We start from the raw sequence: 18,385 nt of genomic DNA, 5'->3' as shown, positions 1-18,385 counted from the left end.
ACGAACCCGACCTTCGGCAGACGGACCTTGCCCGCCTCGATGCGGATCGTGCCATGCTGGTTGTTCGTCGTGTAGGAGGCGCGCGACCGTCGTCTCGATTTGAAGTTCGGGAAGCCGCCCGTCCCGGCGAAGAATTTCGCGAACGCAGTGTCGAGGTTCAGCTTCGCGTTCGCGAGCGCGAGGCTGTCCGCCTCGGCGAGGAATGGGAACAGGGGCTTGTAGGAGGCGGGTGTCGCCGGTTTCTGTCTCGTTCCGCTCCCCGCCTTCGCCTCCTCGCGGATGGCGATGCGGTCCTCGAGCAGTTTGTTGTAGATGAACCGGGCGCAGCCGATCGTCTTGATGAGGAACTCAGCCTGTGCCGGCGTCGGGTGGAGCCTGTATGTATAGCCCTTCAGCATGTCTGTCCCTCCTCCCTCCAGCAGATCGTGATGTGTCTTCCTCATCCGATACCCGCGGAGGGGGAGGGAGAATCTGACGGAATCACGAACTTTTGTTCGTCATATCTGTCATAGGGAGATAAGACTTTCGGACCGGGCGATTCATCTCCCACCTACGCCGGGCTTCGCCCCGAGACGCTTAGAGAAGGGAGAATTTTCGCCTACTTTTGTTAAAATTCACGTAAATCGTATGTTCGTTCAAAACCTAGTCGATTAAACTAGAACTATGAAGGGGATGGTTTTATGGAAAAGAAGCTTGCAGTCATTGATATTGGCTCCAACTCAATTCGAAATGTCATTTTTGAAGTGAATGATGAAGGACAATACTTTGAGCGCTTGAACGTAAAGGAGGTTGCCCGGTTATCGAGTCATATTGATGATTCGAATGAAATGACAGACGAGGGGATTGATTCACTGATCCATACACTACGTCATTTTAAAGAACTGAACGAATATCATGTGGTAACCGAGGTCATCCCGGTTGCGACGGCTGCCATTCGAAACGCGAATAACTCGGACGACATTCTTCAAAGCGTGAAACAAGCAACTGGAATGACGATTCGCTTACTGAGTGATTATGAAGAAGCCTTTTACGGCTACTCCGCCATCGTCAACTCTACCTACGTGGAGGACGGTTACTCCGTTGATATTGGCGGGGGGTCGATGGAGGTCACCTATTTCCAAAACCGAGAACTCGTCTTTTATCACAGCTTTCCATTTGGTGCCGTGACGTTGACGAAGGAATTTATGAAAGATGAGACAATGACGAAAGATGAACGAAAGGCGCTCACTTCCTACTTAAAGAAAGCATTTAAAGAAATTGAATGGCTAGAACCACATGGTGTCCCTCTTGTCGGTGTCGGCGGAACGGCTCGTAACTTAGTACGTGTCGAGCAGACCCTATCAAACTTCCCACTTGAAGGAATTCATCAATACACGATTTCTGCTGATCAACTCGAAGAAGTCGTAGACGAACTCGTCGGCATGTCGAGTAAACAACTCGGACGGTTGGATGGTCTCTCAAAAGACCGCATCGATATCATCGCCCCTGCCGTCACAGCAATCGGCGAGCTCGCAAACTATTTAAAAGTACCCGAGTTCACGATGAGCAATAACGGACTGCGGGAGGGTCTCTTTTATGAGAATTATTTAGAGGAGCACGACAAGGTCCGTTTTGCCGATGTGAAAGAGGAGAGTTTTCGTCACTTTGAAAAACAATATGATGTGAACCCTACGCGTCATCAACATTTGATTCATTTGGCACGTCAACTGTACACAGGATTGATTGAAGAAAAAGCGATTAAACCAAAACCGTTTGAACCAGGTCTCCTTGAAGGTGCCTGTCGTCTTGCATACGTCGGGGAATATATCGACCATAACAATAAGAGTGATCATACGTTTCATCTGATCACCACGAATGATTTTAAAGGGTTGAACAATGAAGATCGGCTCGCACTTGCCCTTGTCACATCCTTTAAATCGAAACGAGTGTTAGAACAACACATCGAGGCCTTTCCAAAGTGGTTTGATCAAAAGCTGTTAAAGAGTCTCGAATTACTCGGTTCAATCGTCAAGCTCGTCGATGCCCTCGATTTGACAGAACGACAAATCATAACCGATCTTCACGTATCAAGTTCAAAGGATGGGATCACAATCACACTTGATACGAACGGGTCTGCCCGCTTCGAGTTGCAACGAAGTACCAGACATAAAAAACATTTAGAGCGCGCGATTGATCAATCGATAGAGATTGTCTTGAGCGAGGAGGAATAAACATGTCCGATTATACGTACGATCATTTCAACAATCGTGAACTTAGCTGGCTCGACTTCAATGCACGCGTTCTTGAAGAAGCGATGGACGAGCGAAACCCACTCATGGAACGCTTAAAATTTCTAGCTATCTTTAGTTCGAACCTCGATGAGTTTTATATGGTACGTGTCGGTGGATTAAAGGACGAGGTGCTCGCCGGATTCAACCGACCAGAGGACAAGACGGGATTGACGCCAAAACAACAAATCAAAGCCATTACGATGCGCGCCCAAGAACTCGTCGAGACACAATACGCGACTTACAAAAAAATCACGAAGCACCTTTCAAACCAAAATGTCCGCTTTTTGCGGACAAAGCATTTGAACAAGCAACAAATGGAATTCGTGAAAGAATATTTTCGGACGCATGTTTTTCCTGTCTTAACTCCCATTGCGGTCGATGCCTATCGCCCATTTCCGATGCTCTTATCTAAATCATTAAATATCGCTGTTGAAATCGCTTCAAAAGATGAAGGAAAAAAGCGACTTGCCCTCGTTCAAGTACCATCCGTACTTCCTCGTTATTTAGAACTTCCGACCGACGTAGAAGAGCATACGGATTTAATCCTACTTGAAGATTTGATTATTCAATTTATCGACTCCCTATTCAAAGGATTCGTGGTCGAATCGACAATGCCGTTTCGAATCACGCGCAATGCTGACATGCCGTTTCATGAGGAGGGCAGTCGTGACGTATTGAAGCAAATTGAAAAAGAGTTAAAAAAACGCCGCTATGGTGTTGCGATCCGACTTGAAGTTCAGCAACGTTCGTTACGGAAAGAACTATTGTTTATGCTTCAAGACGTGCTTGATTTGCATGACCGAGATATCTTCATCGTCGATGGTCCGATCGATTTGACATTCCTGTTTGGTGTTTATAGTCAAATCGGGATGGAATATGATGAAATGATCAATGAAACGCTCATTCCATTCATCCCAGAAGGTCTCGAGTCAGGAAAAGATTTATTCCAAAGTATCGCGAAACAGGACTATCTACTTCATCATCCGTATCACTCGTTTGATCCAATTGTCCGATTCATCGCTCAAGCGGCAAAAGATCCGAACGTATTAGCGATTAAACAGACACTCTATCGTGTGTCTGGAGACTCTCCCATCATCAAAGCGTTGACCGATGCAGCCGAGAGTGGGAAGCAAGTGACCGTGCTCGTCGAACTGAAAGCACGGTTTGATGAAGAGAAAAATATTCAATGGGCAAAACAACTTGAAAAAGCCGGAGCCCACGTCATTTACGGTTATAAAGAACTGAAAACACATTCTAAAATCACACTCGTCGTCCGTATTTTAGAAGGCGGGGTACTGCAACGTTTCGTCCACCTAGGAACGGGCAACTATAACGACTCTACGGCAAAACTGTACACGGATATCGGGCTTCTTACAACCAATGAGGAACTAGCGGAAGACGCTACGAATTTTTTCAACTGGTTGTCCGGGTACGGCGAAAGACCATCTTGGCATCAGTTCGAAACGTCTCCTGACGATATGAAAGACTTTTTCCTTAATAAAATTGAAGAAGAAATCAAGTTACATGAAAAATACGGGAATGGTCGGATCGTTGCAAAAATGAATTCAATTACGGATCGTTCCATCATCACAAAATTGTACGATGCCTCATCCGCAGGCGTGAAGATTGATTTGATCATACGCGGTATCTGTTGCCTCCGACCTGGAATTAAAGGAGTCTCTGAAAACATTCAAGTGATCTCGATTATCGACCGATATCTCGAACACTCCAGAATCTTCTACTTCTATCAAAATGGAAAAGAAGACTTATACTGCTCCTCGGCGGACTGGATGACTCGAAACATGAAAAAACGAATTGAAATTCTATTCCCCATCCTCAATACGTCACACAAATCGTATATTAAAGACATGCTTGCACTTCAGCTTGTTGATAATGTCAAAGCGAGAAAGCAGCGGTCTGACGGTCACTATGTCTATGTGAAGCGAGAGAACAATGCGGAAGAAATCCAGTCTCAAATTGTCATCCATCAATATACAGGAGGTCGCTGGAATAACATTCCGAGCGTGTTCGAACGAGAACCTTCGAATTGGGCAGAACGTGAAGTTTTACGATTGCGAGCAGAAAACGAGAAAATGACAGATGACTGATGTTAGACTTCTCAAATGAAGGTAGTCATTGTATAATAAATTCGGTTATATCATGATAAAGCGCTTTCATTTATAGAGACGGAGGAATTTTATATGCAAGAGATTCTATTATCATTACTCGCAGGTCTGATTTGCGGTGCCATTTTCACTGCACTCAAATTACCATTACCGGCCCCACCGGTGTTACCAGGTGTCGTAGGAATCTTCGGGGTTTTCCTCGGGATGAAAGTTTATCAATTCGTGGTGGCGAACTGGCCATTCTAAAAAAACGATGCCCGAGGCATCGTTTTTTAGTCTAACGTATGAATGGCTTTATGACAGGTTGGACATACCAAAATTCCATGATCATCTTCTACGTGATATTCCATCAGTTTGTATGCACCGTTTCCATACCGTTCAAATAAATCGATACCACATACCGTGCACGTTGTTGAGGTCGCATTCGGCGCAATAAGCCTTTCACGAAACAAATGCGCCTCATATGTCTCTTTCGTCCATTTAGATGACGGTACATGATAACCATCCATCCATTTCTTCCGAATCGACTCGTAGGATTCATCTGCCCCATACATCCCCACCTGTAATAGCGGATGATGAAAATGAAGTTGAATTAAGTCTACGAGGCTATACATCGCGACCTCTTCTTTCTCCAGACCGATCCAATACGGATCGTCGGGTCGTTCAATCCTTTCCTCTAGCAGTACTTCAGCCTCCGCCACAATACCATGCCCTAACACTTCGATGAATGCCGTCGGTGTCGTTACCGAACCTTTCACATAAACGGGACTCTGTTCAAGAAAATATGTCGGAAAGGCGTTCCATACATCATATCGATTTGGATCAACCTGTAGAATCGTCATCGTTTATTGATGGGCAAGCGTGAAGCGTTCACGCCATTCAGGATCAAATTGATTCGCTCGGAACATTTCGATCTCTTGTTTGTATGGGGCGACTTTTGTTTTTTCACTAATCGGGATATACGGCGTCTCTAAAATTTTCGGCAGATGCGCGAATGCCTCATGATGAATAATACGATTTAGCGTATCAAATCCAATCTCTCCGTACCCGATGTTTTCATGACGGTCTTTTTTTGCACCGCGCACGTTCTTCGAATCATTCACATGAATGACACCGAGACGATCGAGTCCGACGATGCGATCGAATTCTTCGATGACGCCGTCTAAATTACCGACCAAATCATATCCCGCATCATGGACGTGGCACGTATCAAAGCAAACAGACAAGCGATCGTTGTGCGTCACACCTTCAATAATGGTTGCCAGTTCCTCAAACGTCTTCCCAAGTTCACTGCCTTTCCCAGCCATCGTTTCGAGTGCGATCTTCACTTGTTCGTCTCCCGTTAACACTTCATTGAGGCCTTCGATGATTCGAGCGAGACCGACCTCTTCCCCGGCACCGACATGAGCACCTGGGTGAAGGACAACGTGTCGTGCGACTTGAAGTGCTTCAGCCCGTTTTAATTCCTGTGTTAAAAAAGACACAGCCAATTCGAATGTCTCGGGTTTTGTCGTATTGCCAAGGTTAATAATATACGGAGCATGGACGACAATCTCTTCGATGTCATGTGCCGCCATATGTTTGAGTGCTGCCTCGATATTTAAGTCTTCGATCGGTTTACGTCGTGTATTTTGAGGAGCTCCTGTATATACCATCATCGTGTTTGCACCATAAGAAACAGCCTCTTCACTACCTGCAAGTAACATCTTTTTTCCGGATACCGAAACGTGTGAACCTATTTTTAACATCATCATCTTCCCTTCATTTTCTTCTCTCTTTAGTTTACACAAAAAGAAGAACCGACTCCAAGAAGTCGATTCTCTCAAAAAATTAACGTTTGTTTTTCTTACGTGCAGCTCGACGATCGGAACGTTGTTGTTGCATATGCTCACGTGAAGCCGTTTCTTTTAACTTGTACTTAAATTTCTTTTTATAGCCAGGCTTCACTTTTTTCTTCGCCTTCTTGATTTCACCGGCCATGCGACTGTGTGCCGTATGCGAGACTTTCATCTTCCGGTCTGTTTGACGACGACGACGTGTTTTTATCGGTTGAATCGAACCGTTGCGCAAATCGACGTGTGTGAATTCAAACCCACGTTCTTCGAGACGGTTAATCGGTCCATTTTCATGGTCCTCGTATAACGTATACGCTTCACCTGACGCACCTGCACGGCCCGTACGACCGACTCGGTGCGTATAGAAATCAAGGTCTTTCGGGATGCCGTGGTTGATGACATGAGACACACCAGAGATATCAATTCCGCGTGCCGCCAAGTCAGTGGCAATCACGTATTGGTATTTCGCGTCGTTAATATCTTTAATCGCTTGTTTGCGGCGACGTGCCTGCATATCTCCGTGCAATGTACCGACGTTAAGTCCGGCCTCACGGAACGATGTCTCTAACTCATCCGCTTCTTGCTTCGTGTTTGTGAAGACGAGACAAACGAACGGATTGATTGCTTTCGCTATTTCGACAGTCAATTCCTTGCGATCACGGTGACGTACCGGGATGACATGGTGCTTGATTTTTGGTGCGACACGATGCTCCGGGCTTGCTTCTGCAAAACGTGGATCATGAAGATATTTCTTCAAGAATGGTTCGAGCTTCTCAGGGATTGTTGCTGAGAAGACCATTGTTTGCAGTTTTTCCGGAAGTGCTTGCGCGATGCGATCCACTTCAGGCAAGAATCCCATATCGAGCATTTGGTCGGCTTCATCGACGACGAAATGACTCACTTTATGAGGGAATAATGCTTGTGCCTTCATCAAGTCAAGAATTCGTCCCGGCGTCCCGATGATGATTTGTGGCGGATTTTTCATCTTATCAATTTGACGTTCACGGTCTGTTCCCCCGACAATTAAACTTGATTTAATATACTCCGGGTTCTTAATCAAAATTGATTTCAATTCTTCGTGAATTTGCCAAGCAAGTTCGCGTGTCGGTGCGACAACGATTGCCTGGACGGATTCTTCTTCTGGGTTGATCGCTTCAACGATCGGCAACAAGAATGCGAGTGTTTTCCCCGTTCCTGTTTGTGATTTTCCAATAATATCTCGACCATTCAAAGCAGCCGGAATGATCCGTGCTTGTATATCGGTCGGTTTCGTGATGCGTTTTTCTGTTAACGCATCAATCATAAACGGTAGCAATTTGAACTGTTGGAAGCTGTTCAATCGATACACCTCCTGTTTCTTTCCACTTTTCCTAGCATAGCGGAATCAAATCATTTGTCAATCAATCTTTTGCCACACCTTCATATAAATAACTCGATGAATAGTAGTGTTTGGCAATTTTCTTTCCATTTAAATGCTGTTCGAGCGCCTTGAAGCCGACTTCCATCATCTCGTTCGGTGACTGAACGACGGTCGCATTCACTTTCCCGTTTTGAATGAGCGGATAAATGTCTGAAACCCCATCAACCGACACAATCGTTTTATCTGTTAGACCATGGCTTTCTAAAGCGCGAACGACGCCGAACGTATTATCATCATTATGCGAAAACACCGCATCAAATGGAATCTTCTCTTCTAACCAACGTGACATTTCAATCTCTGCTTGAAACGTATCATAATTTCCGGTAATCGACGCGATAATTTGAAAGTCCTCTGCATGTTCTTTCTCATACTCTCGGATCCCTAAACTACGGTCCATAGTGGAACGAACTTTTGGGGTCCCACTCACTTCTACTACACGAATTGGTCGATCTAGGTTTTTATATTTTGCGGCAATCTGTTCGGCTGCCATCCGTCCGATATCCACATTGTCCGATACGACCGATGTCAGGACACTCGGATGATCAATCATGCGATCAATCGCAATGATTGGAATGTTTTTACTTTTCGCACGTTCCAATGATGGTTGGATGAACGTATCATCGAGTGTCGTTAAAAAAATTGCCTCGACCCCACGGTCAATCAATGAATCTAGTTTCTCTTTCTCTAAGACGCGAGAATCTTCACTCGTTGTCGGAATCGGGATAAATCCCTTTTGGTTGGCAGTGTGCACGAACGAATCTAATAGTTTGTTGGCATGTTCGTGTTTATCACTAACGAACACAAAGCCCACTTCTTTTTCGGTAGCTTTTTGCTCAGGGAGTTGAATCGATGTGATGAGAAGAATCGTCATCGCCCAAACGATCGGCAACCAGAGCCAATAATGTTTGAGTCCTTTCATGACGGGTGTCTCCTTGGAATCTTGATTAAGATGGCGGTACCTTTACCTAACACACTATCAATTTCCATCGCACCGTTCACACTCTTCAAATACTCTTGGATCATGTAAATACCAAGACCATTCCCTTTCTCTTTTGTCGTTTTAAATGCAGAACCGATTGTTTCAAGTTGATTCTCACTCATCCCGATTCCATTATCTTCTATTAGGAAACGATATTCCTGTTCGGTAAAGAGGACGGTGACGACTACACTTCCCTCTGCACCTTTTGATTCGACCGCATCGACCGCATTTTTAAACAGATTGTAGATAATTTGAACGAGCATATCAAACGATGCATAAAATGCTGGCATGTCGTTCGGTACAAGTAATTCCCATTTCGTCGGACGTTTATAACATTCCGCATCCATTAAAAATTCAAGTCGCTTCGTGAACTCTATCATGTCAATCCATGTTTCATATTTTCCGGCCTGATCGGGTTTAGCGAGCGTCAACATGGTCGTAATCAAATCGTTTGCCCGCTCCAACTCTTTGATGGCAACCTTCACCATCTCTTCATCACTCTGCCCTGCTCGCACCATTTGTAACGTGATGTGTACGGGTGTAAGCGGGTTACGAATTTCATGAGCAATCCCCGCGGCCAACTGTCCGAGAGAGGCTAACTTTTCTTGGTGTAAAATCAGCTGTTGTTGACTTAGTTGTTCCCGTCGTGACGTCTCCATTCGCTGGGCATAATCATTATACGTGTCGAGTAACGTTTCCACTTCTTTTGAACCCGTTCGTTCTAACGAAATGGTGCCGAGTGATTGTTGCTTTTTGATTTGGTTGACCAACTCGACAAGCGGACTCGTCAACGTACGAGACAACAACAGTCCTACTAGGATACTTAAAAAAAACGTAACGAGGGCAATCATCAGGTACTGCCAACGTGTATCATATACCGTCTCATACACTGAGTCGTTCTGATGCTTAGCGAGCATGCTCCATCCGCTCACTCGAGCATCGGGTTCATACATTAACGTGTCTTCATCCGTACTCAAAATCGTTCGTGAACTTCTACCTAACACGTTATCAATGACTTCTCGTGACACACGGCGTTCTGCATCCGTGACCAAGTTAAAGGAAGTCGTCAACACTTCACCTTGTTCGTCTAATAAGTAAAGAATCATATCATCATTCGCTGACTCTAATGATCTGCGATACAAGTCGGAGTTTAAGACGCTGACACTCCCACCGAATATCCCGATTGGTTGATTGTTTTCAATGACGGGAACGTATAAAAAGGTCCCCATATCTCCACTGATCATCACGGGATCACTCATATATAACTCTTTTCCACTGGCGGTTAACACTTCTTTAAACTTCGAATCCCGCTTGATCGCATAGGAAGGAACCTGTCGTTCCGAATACCATTTGAACGAATCTCGTTTCAAATCATAATAGAAAATGGATGTGAAGCTTGTCCGCTGATTCAAATATCCTGTTTTGATGCGTTCTTCAATCAATGACTCATTTCCGACGTAGGCACCCAGATAAACCAAATCTTCATACAGTTTTCCAAGTCGAGATTCGACATTTTCAATACTGTCGTCGATTGCGTAATCAAATTGCTCTTTTGCCAACTCTTCTGCTCGAGACACCGTGACGCGGTCAGCAGAAAAGGCAAGCGACGAAATGACGAGTGCTAAAATGATAATGATAATAAATGTGATTTGGAAAAAGTATGATTTTTTCAGTTCACGTAATGATTTCATACGACTCACGGCGTCCCTCCTCTCTAACCTAAAAATTATAGCATGAATACACGCAAATCTTTTCGTAATTTCGAAACAATGTTAGACTAATATGTATGAAAGCACTTCGAAAGGAGCCTTCGTCTTCATATGAAAGTTAAAAAAATTAGTCCTCGCGGATATTGTTATGGTGTCGTCGATGCCATGAAACTTGCAAATGAGGCAGTCGCAAATCCAGATTTGCCACGCCCGATTCATATACTTGGAATGATTGTCCACAACCGTCACGTTACGCAGGCGTTTGAGGATCTTGGTGTCAAAACTGTGGATGGAGAAGATCGCATGCAAGCGCTCGAAACGATCGACCGTGGAACGGTCGTCTTCACGGCACACGGAATCTCACCACTCGTTCGGAAACGGGCGATTGAAAAAGGATTGACGATTGTCGATGCGTCTTGTCCAGACGTCCTTGTGACTCACGATTTAATTCGTGAAAAAACGGCAGAAGGATATGATGTCATCTATATCGGAAAACATGGGCATCCTGAGCCTGAAGGGGCGATCGGGGTCGCACCGGACCACGTCCATTTAATTCAATACGAACACGAAATCGACCAATTGCCGAGCCGGTTGTTTGACCGGAAAATTCTCGTGACGAACCAGACGACGATGAGTCAATGGGACGTCTCCGCATTGATAGAAACGATTCAGGCTCGTTACCCACACGTGGAAGTGCATAATGAAATCTGTAATGCGACACAGGTCAGACAAGAAGCTGTCGCTGAACAAGCAGGCGACTGCGAATTGTTGATCGTCGTCGGCGACCCTAAATCAAACAACTCGAATCGCCTGGCACAAGTTTCAAAGGAGATTGCCGGAACGAATGCATATCGCATCGGTGACTTGAGCGAGCTCGACTTGAACTGGCTCGAAGGTGTAGAGACTGTTGCCGTGACATCCGGTGCATCCACACCAACTCCAATCACGAAAAAAGTCATCGACTTCTTGTCACAGTATGACCCGAATGATTTGAGTACTCACGACAAAACACCATTCCTTGAACTTCGGAGCATCTTGCCGAAAGTAAAAGCATTGCGTAAGTGAAGCAATCCCCCATTCTCTCAGAGGATGGGGGATTTTTACATGTCATCTGAACTGAAACGGGTTCGTATTCGACTCTGAAATGAGTAAGTCGACATCGATTTTCGCCTGTTCAAACTTTCTCGAGAGCACATCGATGACCCCTTGCTTCATCACACTTTCGACATGATGACCCGGATCGACAACGGCAAGTCCTAATGCCATCGCATCATGCGCCACGTGGAAGTATAGGTCCCCTGTCACGTAGGCATCCGCTCCTTTAAAGTGTGCAGTCGATACATACTTATTCCCGTCTCCGCCAAGGACCGCCACTTTCTCAATCAGCCGTTCCGGATTTCCAACGACGCGTACGCCCTCGACATTGAAAGATGTCTTCACAAGCGCAGCAAACTGTTCAAGCGTCATAGGTTGTTCTAGTCGTCCGATTCGCCCTAATCCAAATACGTGCCCTTCTATCTCATCTCGAATCAAGTCGTATGCTACTTCTTCATACGGATGAGCATCTTGCATCGCTCGTAAAACTCGCTTCTTCTGACTCTCTCGAACGACCGTCTCGATTCTCACTTCGCTCACTTGTTCTGTTTCATGCGGTCTTCCAATGAACGGTGTCGTTCCTTCAAGCGGAGTGAACTGTCCCGTGCCAGCAACACGGAACTGACAATCCGCATAGTCTCCGATGTGTCCGGCGCCAGCTTTACCTAATGCACGTGACACGTCTTCTGCATGTGACTCCGGAACAAATACGGATAATTTATAAACCGGTTCTTCATACGTCGGAACGAGTACGTTTATGTCGTGCAATCCGATTGCTTCACTCATCCAATCATTCACGCCACCCTCACAGACATCTAGGTTCGTATGCGCCACGTAGACCGCGATATCATGCTGAATACATTTCATCGTGATTTTCCCTGCCGTCGAGCGGTCATTCACCTGAGATAACGGACTAAAGATAGGCGGATGATGGGCGATAATCAAATCCACCTTTTTCTCAATCGCTTCATCCACGACCGATTCAAGCACATCGAGCGTCACCATGATTCGTTTGACGTCTTTATTCAGCGACCCAATTTGCAACCCGATCTTATCTCCTTCGACTGCTAAATGTTTCGGTGCAAATTCTTCAAACAACTGGATCACATGATTTCCGTTCGCCATTATTGACTCACCTCTCTCATCTTGTCACGCATCCGTTTGAACTCATCTTGTTTTTGAATCAAGGCATCTGACTGATTCCCTTCCGCCATTTGACCAAGTACGTAATCCAACTTATCGGCTTCTCTGCTCCATTTTAGCTTGAACGCATCGGACCGCTCCTGCACCAAATAAGGACCGAATAAGAGTTGCCACGATTGTTCGTTTGGTTCTTCACTATAGATGGTTTCCGACCCTTTTTCACCAACGAGAATCTCATAAACCTTATCATTTTCTTCGACGATTGATTCTTCGATAAGGACATAGCCGTTCGCTAATAACCAGCTTCGCACATGTTGTCCATCGACATTCGGTTGAAGAATGAGTCGCTCCACCGCACCAAGCTTCTCTTTTCCTGCTTCGAGAATGGACCGAATCAAGCTGCCTCCCATTCCACAAATCGAGATACATGTCGCTTCATCCTCGCCTAGTACGGCTAGTCCGTCACCAAGACGCACGTCGATGACATCACGTGCCCCAATCAAGTCAACTTGAGCTTTTGCGGCCTCCATCGGTCCGACATTTACTTCACCTGCAATCCCCTTCTCAATGATTCCATGTTGATAGGCATAGCATGGGACATACGCATGATCTGATCCGATATCAGCGAGCACGCTTCCTTTAGGGATATAATCAACGACCTGCTTTAATCGGCGGTCTAACATGACACGTTCTTGCATACAAGACAACTCCTTTGTTCTACTTCTTCCTTAGCGTATCGAATTCTCCACACTTCGACAACAAAAAACGCACCCCGTCATGGAGTGCGTCACAGCTTATTGTTCAATCAACCAGTTCGCAAGTACTTCTGCTTCTTCAGCCGTTGCAAGACCTGCTGGCATTGCACCTTTACCATTTACAGCGATGTTTGCGATTTCTTCAGCTGAAAGGCGTTCACCGACACCAGTAAGTGCAGGACCGACGCCACCCTCAAGGTTTCCGCCGTGGCAACCTGTGCAACCTTTCGCTGCATACAATTCTTCTGGATTCATTTCAGTGACTGATGGACCTTCAGCCGCTTGTTGCGCCTGATTCACCCCAAAATACGATAATGATACCATGGCAATAATTGCGACGATTGCGATTGCCGCAAACGGTAACAATGGATTACGCATTGTAGTTCCCCCTCATGTTCATTCCAAATTTCTATCCAACACTATTTTACTCAAAAAATAATAAAGAAGGAAGGAAAATCACTCATTTTCCTCCCTTTCTTCTAAAACTTCACACTTTATTCAAATATGAACTTAATCGAGGAAGTCTTTCAAGCGTTTCGAACGACTTGGGTGACGTAATTTCCGGAGGGCTTTCGCCTCGATTTGACGAATCCGTTCACGGGTGACGCCGAACACTTTTCCTACTTCTTCTAGTGTGCGTGTACGACCATCGTCTAATCCGAAACGGAGACGAAGGACATTTTCCTCGCGGTCCGTCAACGTGTCCAATACGTCTTCTAATTGTTCTTTCAACAATTCGTAAGCTGCCGCATCTTGTGGTGCCATCGCATCTTGGTCTTCGATGAAATCACCGAGATGTGAATCGTCCTCTTCTCCAATTGGTGTTTCAAGAGATACAGGTTCTTGGGCAATCTTCAAAATCTCACGCACTTTTTCAGGTGTGAGTTCCATCTCTTTGGCAATCTCTTCAGGAGATGGTTCACGGCCGAGATCTTGAAGCAATTGGCGCTGCACACGAATGAGCTTGTTAATCGTTTCGACCATGTGCACCGGAATCCGAATTGTACGAGCTTGGTCGGCAATCGCACGTGTAATAGCCTGACGGATCCACCATGTGGCGTACGTCGAGAATTTGAACCCTTTCATGTAGTCAAATTTTTCGACCGCTTTGATGAGTCCCATGTTCCCTTCTTGAATCAAATCAAGGAAAAGCATTCCACGTCCGACATAACGTTTCGCAATCGAAACGACAAGACGTAGGTTCGCTTCTGCGAGACGCTTCTTCGCTTCTTCATCCCCTTGTTCGATTCGTTTAGCGAGCTCTGTCTCGTCTTTTGCACTGAGAAGATCGACGCGTCCGATTTCTTTCAAATACATGCGAACCGGATCGTTGATTTTAATACCAGGGGGTACCGATAAATCATTTAAATCGACTTCTTCATCTTCTTTTTTCGCAGGTGTTTCTTCTGCGTCCGCCGCATCCTCTGTGACGCGGATATCTTTCGCTTCTAAATCTTCGATGAAGTTATCGATGAAATCCGAATCCACCTCAAAGTGACTGAGGCGATCTTGGATTGCTTGCATTGAGACGACGCCTTTTTTCTTACCTAATTTCTCAAGCTCTTCTATGGCGTTAAATAAATCCTCTTTCTTCTTCTCTGCCATTTAGCAGTTCAACTCCTTCCAAACTTCATCCACGATCATCGTTCTCGAAGACGACGACTACGGGCAATCAATTCTTGTAGCTTGGACGCCTGGTCTACAATACTTTCGGCGTCTTGAGCGATTTCCCTTTTTGCACGCTCAATTTGACGTTGCTCCTCATAACTGTTTATGACCCGAATGTATTCGTCTAAAACCTCTTCAGACAGTTCATCCGGTCCAGCCATCAGTCGAATCTCCGCAAAGCGCATCGCATAGTCGGGGCGTTGATCGCAATAACGCTCCATAAACGGTAGCGTAACTTGATCAAATTCATCTTGCGTCATCGTGTCGGACACGATTTCATATAATGCCGAGCTCAACATACGATGAGTTTCATCCTGATAACCAAGACCCAAACGGTCACGTACAAAACGAACTTGTTCCGGCCCCGTCAACATCGCACGTAACAAGTACTTCTCTGCTTTCATCCAACGAGGCTCACCTGTTTTACTGGAACGTTTTCGTATCGGCTCCACAGGTTCCATCGCACGGGCGGGAGTTGACTCGCTTGACGGCGGACGAGGAATTCTCGAACGAAGCGTCTCTAGTGGAATATCAAACTCATCCGACAATTTTTTCACGTATAAATCTCTTCGAATCGAATCATTTGTCTTGCCGATCTCTTCAAGCATAGATTCAATAAAGCGAATGCGTTCTCCTTCTCGGTTCAGGTTTTTTCCTCGCCGATGCATCCGGTTCATAAAATCAAGGATGCTCAACTGCTCCGTCTCGACAAATTGTTGCCAATGAGTAGCTCCGTGTTGCCGAATATAATCATCCGGGTCCGTCTTTTCGGGTAATGGTAAAACTTGAACATCTAGTGGGGATGTCTCTAATAAACGAATGACTTTTTGTGTCGCCTCTTGTCCCGCATGGTCCCCGTCATAGCAGATGATCACCTCTTCTACGATTCGGGATAAGGCCCTTGCGTGTTGTGGGGAGAACGCAGTACCAAGTGAGGCCACGACCTCTTGAGTCCCGGCTTGAGCAACTTGTAACACGTCCACGTTCCCTTCCACGAGGAAGACACGTTTTTTCTTACGCATCGTCGCCCGGGCTTGAGAGAATCCAAATAATAATTCACTCTTATTGAATAATGGCGTTTCAGCCGTATTCACGTATTTAGGTTGTCTGTCATCAATCGCGCGTCCACTGAAGCCAACGATGGTGCCGTCTCGATCCGCAATCGGAAAGACGACCCGTCCTTCAAATCGGTCAAAATATTCACCGGACTTCGACTTTGAAATCAAACCCGCTTCAACCATCACTTCTAAGTCAAACCCGCGCCGCTCCAACAACTCGACAGTAAAGCGTCGTTGGTCTGGGGCAAACCCAATTTTGTATTGCGCCATCGTATCTTCAGACAGATCCCGATTTCGCAAGTACGATAAGCCTACTTCGCCAGCCTCCGTTTTCATCAACACTTCGTGATACAAGTCAGCGACAAGCCGATGCGCATCCCGCATCTGTTTACGCCAAACTTGTTCACGCGTCAATTCCTCGTCGCCTTGAATACCATCTACTGAAATATTCGCACGTGTGGCGAGGCGCTCGACTGTCTCAGGAAAGGACAAGCCCTCTGTTTCCATCACGAATGTAAACACATTCCCTCCGGCACCGCAACCGAAACAGTGATACATCCCCTTTTCGGGTGAAACGGAGAAGGACGGTGAGTTTTCAGAATGAAACGGACACAATCCAACGAGACGATGTCCCTGTTTCTTCAGTTCGACTCGTTCACCAATCAGTTCAACGATATCAGTCGCTTGTTTCACTTCTGCGATGACTTCATCTGGTATACGTGGCATCTTGACCACTCCCTGTTTCCAATCTCGCAACGAAACGGAACGCTGATCACGTTCCGTTTCACTGTACTGTCAATACTCTATTATACCCTCTTGAGGCAATGATTACTATTTGAAACACTTACTCGATTCAGTCGTCTCTCGATTGCTCAAGATGTCGTAAAATAATACCCGCTGTCTCTTCGACGGCTTTATTCGTCACATCAATCACATCACAACCGATTCGTTCATAAATCCCACGTGCATACTCGAGTTCGCGATTGATTCGCTCGAGCTGTGCATAATCGGCTTCCGGTTTTAACCCAAGTGACTTGAGGCGCTCCATTCGAATCGAAATCAATTTTTCTGGAGAGATGATTAGTCCGACACACCGTTCTGCCGGTAAATCAAATAATTCCTCAGGAGGTCGTGATTCCGGGACAAGTGGCACGTTCGCGACCTTATATCGTTTTAGTGCCAAATATTGTGATAGTGGCGTCTTTGATGTTCGTGACACACCGACGAGTACGATGTCGGCTTTCTTCAACCCTCGTGGGTCTCGACCATCATCGTATTTAACGGCAAATTCCATCGCCTCGATTTTCCGGAAATAATCGTCATCCAATCGATAGATGAGACCCGGCTTTTCACGAGGCGCTTCTTTCAGCTGTCCGGATAATACGTCGAGTAAATCGCCGAGCAGATCAACTGTCTTGACGTGATGCTCATCACCGAGTCGCATCAGAAGGGCGCGATGCTCTTCATTGACGAGTGTGAATGCAATAATCGCCTGCTGTGCCTTCGCTTGCGTGACGACATCGATAATCGTCTGCTCATCTTCGACGAACGGGATGCGAAGGGTTTCAATCGCATTCTCATGGAATTGGATACTCGCTGCACGGACGACGAGTTCACAAGTTTCCCCGACCGAGTCACTTACAACGAACACGAGTTGTTTCGTAGTCAATTCAGTTTCCTCCTCAGATCGATTCATCGTTCGCTAACGCAATGAGCACCTTCGTCATATTAGTCTTCGTCATTCGTCCGAGCACAATTAGTTTCCCATCTTTTTCTTCCACAACGGGCATGGCATCGATTTGTTTCTCAATCAATTTCATACCAGCACGAATCAACGTTTCGGATTTCTCACATACCGTAATGTTCGGCATACGGGTCATGATGACGTTAACTGGTAATTGATCTAAATCTTGATTCCCAATGGCCGCACGAAGGAGATCTTTCCGAGAAAGTACCCCGACCAACTCTCGGTCACGCCCGACAACGAATAAAGATCCTACATCTTCTAAGAATAGCGTGACAATCGCATCATATACCGTCATCTCATCTCGGACGACTTTCGCAGAAGACATAAAATCTCCTACGGTAAGCGAATCAAGTTTTTCTCGGAGCATCGACGAATTTCGTTTGCCAACGAACGTGTAGCCGACACGAGGTCTAGCTTCAAGTATTCCTGTCATCGTCAAAATGGCAAGGTCTGGCCGTAGGGTCGCACGCGTCAACGACAACTCTTGAGCGATGTGCTCCCCTGTAATCGGTCCATTTTCCTTCACAATTTCAACGATTTTTTGTTGGCGTTCATTCAGTTGCATAGCCAACCCCCTCTA

At 45.8% G+C, this 18,385-nt stretch carries 17 protein-coding genes; 4 read left to right on the top strand and 13 right to left on the bottom strand.

The window, feature by feature from the left end; translation table 11 throughout:
• Positions 1-398 (bottom strand): helix-turn-helix domain-containing protein (locus KNO94_RS06370; protein ID WP_214778278.1); only part of this gene is annotated, 398 nt, incomplete at its 3' end.
• Between the two features lie 282 nt (positions 399-680).
• Here KNO94_RS06370 and KNO94_RS06365 point away from each other — a divergent pair.
• The 3 genes from KNO94_RS06365 to KNO94_RS06355 all read left to right on the top strand — a co-directional run bounded on the left by KNO94_RS06365 (position 681) and on the right by KNO94_RS06355 (position 4,642).
• Positions 681-2,210: a Ppx/GppA family phosphatase gene (locus tag KNO94_RS06365; protein WP_214741192.1), complete on the top strand. Its 1,530-nt coding sequence runs from the start codon at positions 681-683 to the stop codon at positions 2,208-2,210.
• 2 nt (positions 2,211-2,212) lie between these two features.
• On the top strand, positions 2,213-4,378 hold the full coding sequence (locus tag KNO94_RS06360) for an RNA degradosome polyphosphate kinase (RefSeq protein WP_214778277.1): 2,166 nt from the start codon (positions 2,213-2,215) through the stop codon (positions 4,376-4,378).
• 93 nt (positions 4,379-4,471) lie between these two features.
• Positions 4,472-4,642, top strand: coding sequence for a DUF1427 family protein (locus KNO94_RS06355; protein WP_074033351.1), 171 nt, complete (start codon positions 4,472-4,474; stop codon positions 4,640-4,642).
• 26 nt (positions 4,643-4,668) lie between these two features.
• Here KNO94_RS06355 and KNO94_RS06350 read toward each other — a convergent pair whose 3' ends face one another.
• From KNO94_RS06350 to KNO94_RS06330, 5 genes are all read right to left on the bottom strand, one after another.
• Positions 4,669-5,238 (bottom strand): hypothetical protein, encoded by a 570-nt coding sequence (locus KNO94_RS06350; RefSeq protein ID WP_214778275.1) that lies wholly within the window; start codon positions 5,236-5,238, stop codon positions 4,669-4,671.
• A gap of 3 nt (positions 5,239-5,241) precedes the next feature.
• On the bottom strand, positions 5,242-6,144 hold the full coding sequence (locus KNO94_RS06345) for a deoxyribonuclease IV (protein WP_214742389.1): 903 nt from the start codon (positions 6,142-6,144) through the stop codon (positions 5,242-5,244).
• An 82-nt stretch (positions 6,145-6,226) separates the two neighbouring features.
• Complete coding sequence (locus tag KNO94_RS06340) at positions 6,227-7,570, bottom strand: DEAD/DEAH box helicase (protein WP_214778273.1); 1,344 nt, start codon at positions 7,568-7,570, stop codon at positions 6,227-6,229.
• 61 nt (positions 7,571-7,631) lie between these two features.
• Entirely contained in the window at positions 7,632-8,570 is a 939-nt protein-coding gene (locus tag KNO94_RS06335) for a sugar ABC transporter substrate-binding protein (protein ID WP_214741200.1), read from the bottom strand.
• The gene (locus KNO94_RS06330; protein ID WP_251125862.1) at positions 8,567-10,321 is read right to left on the bottom strand and encodes an ATP-binding protein; all 1,755 of its coding nucleotides are present in this window, start codon (positions 10,319-10,321) and stop codon (positions 8,567-8,569) included. Before KNO94_RS06330 ends, KNO94_RS06335 begins: the two co-directional genes overlap by 4 nt.
• Before the next feature lie 129 nt (positions 10,322-10,450).
• Between KNO94_RS06330 and KNO94_RS06325 the strand changes: the two genes are divergently transcribed.
• Positions 10,451-11,404, top strand: coding sequence for a 4-hydroxy-3-methylbut-2-enyl diphosphate reductase (locus tag KNO94_RS06325; protein ID WP_214741205.1), 954 nt, complete (start codon positions 10,451-10,453; stop codon positions 11,402-11,404).
• Positions 11,405-11,446: 42 nt separating this feature from the next.
• Here KNO94_RS06325 and KNO94_RS06320 read toward each other — a convergent pair whose 3' ends face one another.
• From KNO94_RS06320 to ccpN, 7 genes are all read right to left on the bottom strand, one after another.
• Positions 11,447-12,559 carry a Nif3-like dinuclear metal center hexameric protein gene (locus tag KNO94_RS06320; RefSeq protein ID WP_214778270.1) on the bottom strand — a complete coding sequence of 371 codons (1,113 nt, stop codon included), beginning with the start codon at positions 12,557-12,559 and terminating at the stop codon, positions 11,447-11,449.
• Positions 12,559-13,275, bottom strand: coding sequence for a tRNA (adenine(22)-N(1))-methyltransferase (locus KNO94_RS06315; protein ID WP_214778263.1), 717 nt, complete (start codon positions 13,273-13,275; stop codon positions 12,559-12,561). The genes KNO94_RS06320 and KNO94_RS06315 overlap by 1 nt, the downstream gene beginning before the upstream one ends.
• 96 nt (positions 13,276-13,371) lie before the next feature.
• On the bottom strand, positions 13,372-13,710 hold the full coding sequence (cccA, locus tag KNO94_RS06310) for a cytochrome c550 (RefSeq protein WP_214741216.1): 339 nt from the start codon (positions 13,708-13,710) through the stop codon (positions 13,372-13,374).
• Between the two features lie 132 nt (positions 13,711-13,842).
• The gene (gene rpoD / locus KNO94_RS06305; RefSeq protein WP_012726640.1) at positions 13,843-14,937 is read right to left on the bottom strand and encodes an RNA polymerase sigma factor RpoD; all 1,095 of its coding nucleotides are present in this window, start codon (positions 14,935-14,937) and stop codon (positions 13,843-13,845) included.
• A gap of 35 nt (positions 14,938-14,972) precedes the next feature.
• Positions 14,973-16,784, bottom strand: coding sequence for a DNA primase (dnaG, locus tag KNO94_RS06300; RefSeq protein WP_214778261.1), 1,812 nt, complete (start codon positions 16,782-16,784; stop codon positions 14,973-14,975).
• A gap of 127 nt (positions 16,785-16,911) precedes the next feature.
• Complete coding sequence (locus KNO94_RS06295; RefSeq protein WP_214778259.1) at positions 16,912-17,754, bottom strand: pyruvate, water dikinase regulatory protein; 843 nt, start codon at positions 17,752-17,754, stop codon at positions 16,912-16,914.
• Positions 17,741-18,370: a transcriptional regulator CcpN gene (ccpN, locus tag KNO94_RS06290; RefSeq protein ID WP_214741222.1), complete on the bottom strand. Its 630-nt coding sequence runs from the start codon at positions 18,368-18,370 to the stop codon at positions 17,741-17,743. Before ccpN ends, KNO94_RS06295 begins: the two co-directional genes overlap by 14 nt.
• Between the last annotated feature and the right edge of the window lie 15 nt (positions 18,371-18,385).

The organism is Exiguobacterium sp. s22, from assembly GCF_018617455.1.
In the GTDB taxonomy this organism is placed as follows: Bacteria; Bacillota; Bacilli; order Exiguobacteriales; family Exiguobacteriaceae; genus Exiguobacterium.
This window is presented reverse-complemented; position numbering and strand designations above follow the sequence as displayed.

Coding starts and splice junctions, on each gene's coding strand:
- KNO94_RS06355 (WP_074033351.1), top strand. CDS start 4,472: ATGCAAGAGATTCTATTATCATTACTCGCAGGTCTGATTTGCGGTGCC.
- KNO94_RS06315 (WP_214778263.1), bottom strand. CDS start 13,275: ATGCAAGAACGTGTCATGTTAGACCGCCGATTAAAGCAGGTCGTTGAT.
- KNO94_RS06320 (WP_214778270.1), bottom strand. CDS start 12,559: ATGGCGAACGGAAATCATGTGATCCAGTTGTTTGAAGAATTTGCACCG.
- KNO94_RS06335 (WP_214741200.1), bottom strand. CDS start 8,570: ATGAAAGGACTCAAACATTATTGGCTCTGGTTGCCGATCGTTTGGGCG.
- KNO94_RS06295 (WP_214778259.1), bottom strand. CDS start 17,754: ATGAATCGATCTGAGGAGGAAACTGAATTGACTACGAAACAACTCGTG.
- KNO94_RS06345 (WP_214742389.1), bottom strand. CDS start 6,144: ATGTTAAAAATAGGTTCACACGTTTCGGTATCCGGAAAAAAGATGTTA.
- KNO94_RS06350 (WP_214778275.1), bottom strand. CDS start 5,238: ATGACGATTCTACAGGTTGATCCAAATCGATATGATGTATGGAACGCC.
- KNO94_RS06365 (WP_214741192.1), top strand. CDS start 681: ATGGAAAAGAAGCTTGCAGTCATTGATATTGGCTCCAACTCAATTCGA.
- rpoD (WP_012726640.1), bottom strand. CDS start 14,937: ATGGCAGAGAAGAAGAAAGAGGATTTATTTAACGCCATAGAAGAGCTT.
- cccA (WP_214741216.1), bottom strand. CDS start 13,710: ATGCGTAATCCATTGTTACCGTTTGCGGCAATCGCAATCGTCGCAATT.
- KNO94_RS06330 (WP_251125862.1), bottom strand. CDS start 10,321: ATGAAATCATTACGTGAACTGAAAAAATCATACTTTTTCCAAATCACA.
- KNO94_RS06325 (WP_214741205.1), top strand. CDS start 10,451: ATGAAAGTTAAAAAAATTAGTCCTCGCGGATATTGTTATGGTGTCGTC.
- ccpN (WP_214741222.1), bottom strand. CDS start 18,370: ATGCAACTGAATGAACGCCAACAAAAAATCGTTGAAATTGTGAAGGAA.
- dnaG (WP_214778261.1), bottom strand. CDS start 16,784: ATGCCACGTATACCAGATGAAGTCATCGCAGAAGTGAAACAAGCGACT.
- KNO94_RS06360 (WP_214778277.1), top strand. CDS start 2,213: ATGTCCGATTATACGTACGATCATTTCAACAATCGTGAACTTAGCTGG.